The following is a 3,334-nucleotide window of genomic DNA, read 5'->3' on the forward strand; positions in this document are numbered from 1 at the left end:
AGACTAAGGTGAAAAGAAATATAATCCAAGCCGCACTGCAATGGTGCGGCTTTTTATTTGCTTAATTTATTGATCTTAAGTTGATTTTGTTGGTTTCTCCAGGTCCTCAGAAATATCCAAGTATCTGTTTCCCTAGCTGCAGTTTAGTGATTGCAAGAGAACTAGTTAGCTCCCTTTGGCCAAGTTGGCCTGAGAGCCTTTATCGTTGCAGGCCCAATATGGCCGTACACCACTAGACCTTCATAGTAAGCTTGTTTGTTATAGGCTTTCCTGAAGACCTGCCTCATGCCCTAAGACATTTGTTTGGTGCTGAGCTGGCAGAATCAGATGCCTCGACGTTGCAGATTCAGGCGCTGATGGGCCATGTCGATCTGAAAACCTCGGCAATCTACACCCATATCGCTATACGCAAGATGACTAGTGTTCTGGATAGTGGTAACCCGTTAAGTAAAATACAAACGCCAGTATCGGCTTTGCTGCGTGAGCTGAAAAACGGGAGAGTATTATGAAGCTGAGACCATTGCATGATTGGGTGGTGGTTGAGCGAGATCCTGTTGAGGAAAGTAACTTCATTTTTCCAAGCCGACTATCAAGTCAGCGGAAGGTAGTAGCTGTAGGGCCGTTAGTGAAGGAAGTCGAGCCAGGTTTTAGGGTTTGTTTCAGTCCGTATGCTGGCTTAGTCGTAATGGGGCCGGTGAGTGTAACTTTTGTCCATGAGGTAGATATTTGTCGGTATTGCCTAAATCATCGATTACCACTTTCTGTACAGGGCCCAAATAGCTATATCTTTAATGCTAATACTCCTCCAATATTAATGGAGGAGTATCATTAATTCAGATATTAAAATGGCATACCATTATTGACTGGAATCATATGTTCCGTCATTGTGTAATCAGTGTGCTTAGAGTGATACACCCCAGTTGCGACTAAGTATGCTTGCCCAGCTCCACTTGCTGAACTTTCAATAACACCATACCCATAATTATGGCTACTCGGGTCCAAACAAAACTTTGCAGTCTGCTGAGGGTTCAGTGTAAAAGGGGAACCTAGTGTCTCAATGTATGACAGTGAACTCATTGGCCCCGTATAGCTTTCACCATTTTTGCCATAAAAACGTACAGTAACATTAGTACTCACATTCGAAATATTTGAAATACGGTAGCATGACGTTGCACCTTGCCACACTTCAAAAGTTGGTATTACAGCAGTTCCAGCTGACGCTAAACTTGGTAAGATGAAAGATGCACATAAAATAGCCTTCAATACTTTTTTCATATTATTCCTATCAGTGTGAAACTAATTTAATAAACAATAAAACCATTGCTACTATTCCACCCATGTGCAACAAGTTCAACTTAATTTATAAGGGTGGTGAATGTATATATCGTTTTTGGGAATAATCTCAAATAATGCCCATAATGTTTCTAAATTCCTAATACCTGCAATCTACAGCCTGACTAGTCTCAATAGATCAACCATATATTTACTAAGGTTCCAGGTGTCTTTTAGGATTCCCCAAAGTCTTAGAACTTATATAACCCGTCTTTAATTTTTTAACAGATGTCAGATATACTGGGCCTTAGCGGACGATTTTGCCATGTTAAAGAACTGCTAAAAATGACGGTCAAACCCGTCCAAAGTCCGAGAACTCTTTTTCTCCCTTAGTTGCGCATACCGCCAGAATGCGCAAACCACAAACATAGTGTGGTGTCCGAGCCCCGATGTTTACTAGCACTAGTAATAAGATAGGTTCAGGAAATGCGCAGCTTAATTCTTAATTTCTCACCCGTACTGCATGACCACCAGATATCAGCCCAAGGGGTGGGGCTTGGCATAGGCCTAAACAGCCGGGTTTAGGGAAAGATGGGTACCTAGAAAATTACACCAGATTAGAACTTTCTCTAAGCTTCTCTGAGCCTCCGAAATGGTTGATGAAGAGGGGCTATACTGGCAAATCAAGCGGGTAATGCATACTGAAATCAACTGGGCGCATGTTATGGCTTTTCAGAGCGATGAATTTGTCACTGACATACAGTTCAAGATGAGCTCTAAACGGTACTTTTTTCTAAGTTAGTTGTAATTGTTAAATTCAAAAGAAAACACCATTTCCTCAGCCCAGTGAGGGTGCATTAGACCAATTATCACTTCTTCAACAGTATTGGTAAATCTGCCAATATGAGGATTCCACCGAACGTGTTGCCCTTGCTACCAGTTGACATTTCCGCCTCAACGAACCGGTTCGTGAACAGCCTGAACTCATCGAGCATGTGTTTCTTCCCACTTAATTCAAGTTGTTATTGCAAGACTTGGATTAGGCGAATCAGAAGCATTAAGGTGGATACGATGCTAGGTGTTGTTTCAGAAACCGGTGAGGGGGTCAGTCGAGACAGCCGAACCTCGCCATTGTCTTAGGTCGTATGCCTCTTTGGTAGCTTTACGCTGTTTGTTCTTAAGGGTATGATTTGTCAACGAAAGTTGAACAAGAGCAAGGAATGATATACGAATGAGGTATACGATCTCTGATCGTAAAATATAATGCTAAAACTACTTTAACTATGGAGATAATTTTGAAAAAACTAGAAGAGCTGTTGGGGCCAACTATATGGTTGTTATTTGTTCTCATTGCATTCGTAGGAGCTTGGATAGGGTACCCTGCTGCACTGATTTATATTCTAGTAATCAAAGTAGTTTATTCAGTTATTGTTTCAATATTAATCCAAAGCTGGAAGAATAGTGAATCTGTACTTGTTGAGTCAGGCAAAGATAGTTGGATTATCAACATACATGGTATCCCTGTTACTGAAACAACGAACTCATTAAAAAACCTTCACTTTAAAAGTGAGCGTTTAATGAGAGTTGCTTATTATAAGTTTTTGATACCTAAGTTTATTATCACTGTTGGATTACTATTCTTATCATTTCAAAGTATATCTACAATAGTAACAGTTAATGAATTGTCTTTATCATCACTGGTAGGCTACTTTACTGTCGCATTTATGCTTTACAAAACAATCCACTGTATCTCATTGATCAATAAAGTTAACTCTAATACATGGATGATAAATGAATATATCTTTGGAGAGCATACATTTTATTCAGCATATATCTCTAAATATAAAAAGTATTGCTCCCCTTACCTTGTTGAGGTATTTAAGTGATTGAAAAGGTTATAAAAATCGCATTATGGCGATGTGTTACACTCGGCGTAATACCCCTCCATCTGCTTCCTAGTCTTTGACACTCTGTCCATATTGATGGCGACTGAGCTCCTGAGTTATCCCTCGGGGGGCTTTTCCGTTTTAGGGCAGAAAAATTTAGACTGAAACCGGTGCCG

The 3,334-nt window shown here is 40.3% G+C and carries 3 protein-coding genes; 2 read left to right on the forward strand and 1 reads right to left on the reverse strand.

The window, feature by feature from the left end; translation table 11 throughout:
* The first annotated feature begins 251 nt into the window (after positions 1–251).
* The gene (locus tag MHN01_RS21220; RefSeq protein ID WP_239413292.1) at positions 252–509 is read left to right on the forward strand and encodes a tyrosine-type recombinase/integrase; all 258 of its coding nucleotides are present in this window, start codon (positions 252–254) and stop codon (positions 507–509) included.
* A gap of 331 nt (positions 510–840) precedes the next feature.
* Here the strand turns inward: MHN01_RS21220 and MHN01_RS21225 are convergent, their stop codons facing one another.
* Positions 841–1,275, reverse strand: a complete 435-nt coding sequence (locus MHN01_RS21225) for a hypothetical protein (protein ID WP_239413294.1) — start codon at positions 1,273–1,275, stop codon at positions 841–843.
* A gap of 1,292 nt (positions 1,276–2,567) precedes the next feature.
* Between MHN01_RS21225 and MHN01_RS21230 the strand changes: the two genes are divergently transcribed.
* Positions 2,568–3,158, forward strand: a complete 591-nt coding sequence (locus MHN01_RS21230) for a hypothetical protein (protein WP_239413296.1) — start codon at positions 2,568–2,570, stop codon at positions 3,156–3,158.
* Positions 3,159–3,334: the final 176 nt, after the last annotated feature.

It is taken from the genome of Photobacterium sp. OFAV2-7, assembly GCF_022347985.1.
GTDB lineage: Bacteria > Pseudomonadota > Gammaproteobacteria > Enterobacterales > Vibrionaceae > Photobacterium.

Coding starts and splice junctions, on each gene's coding strand:
- MHN01_RS21225 (WP_239413294.1), bottom strand. CDS start 1,275: ATGAAAAAAGTATTGAAGGCTATTTTATGTGCATCTTTCATCTTACCA.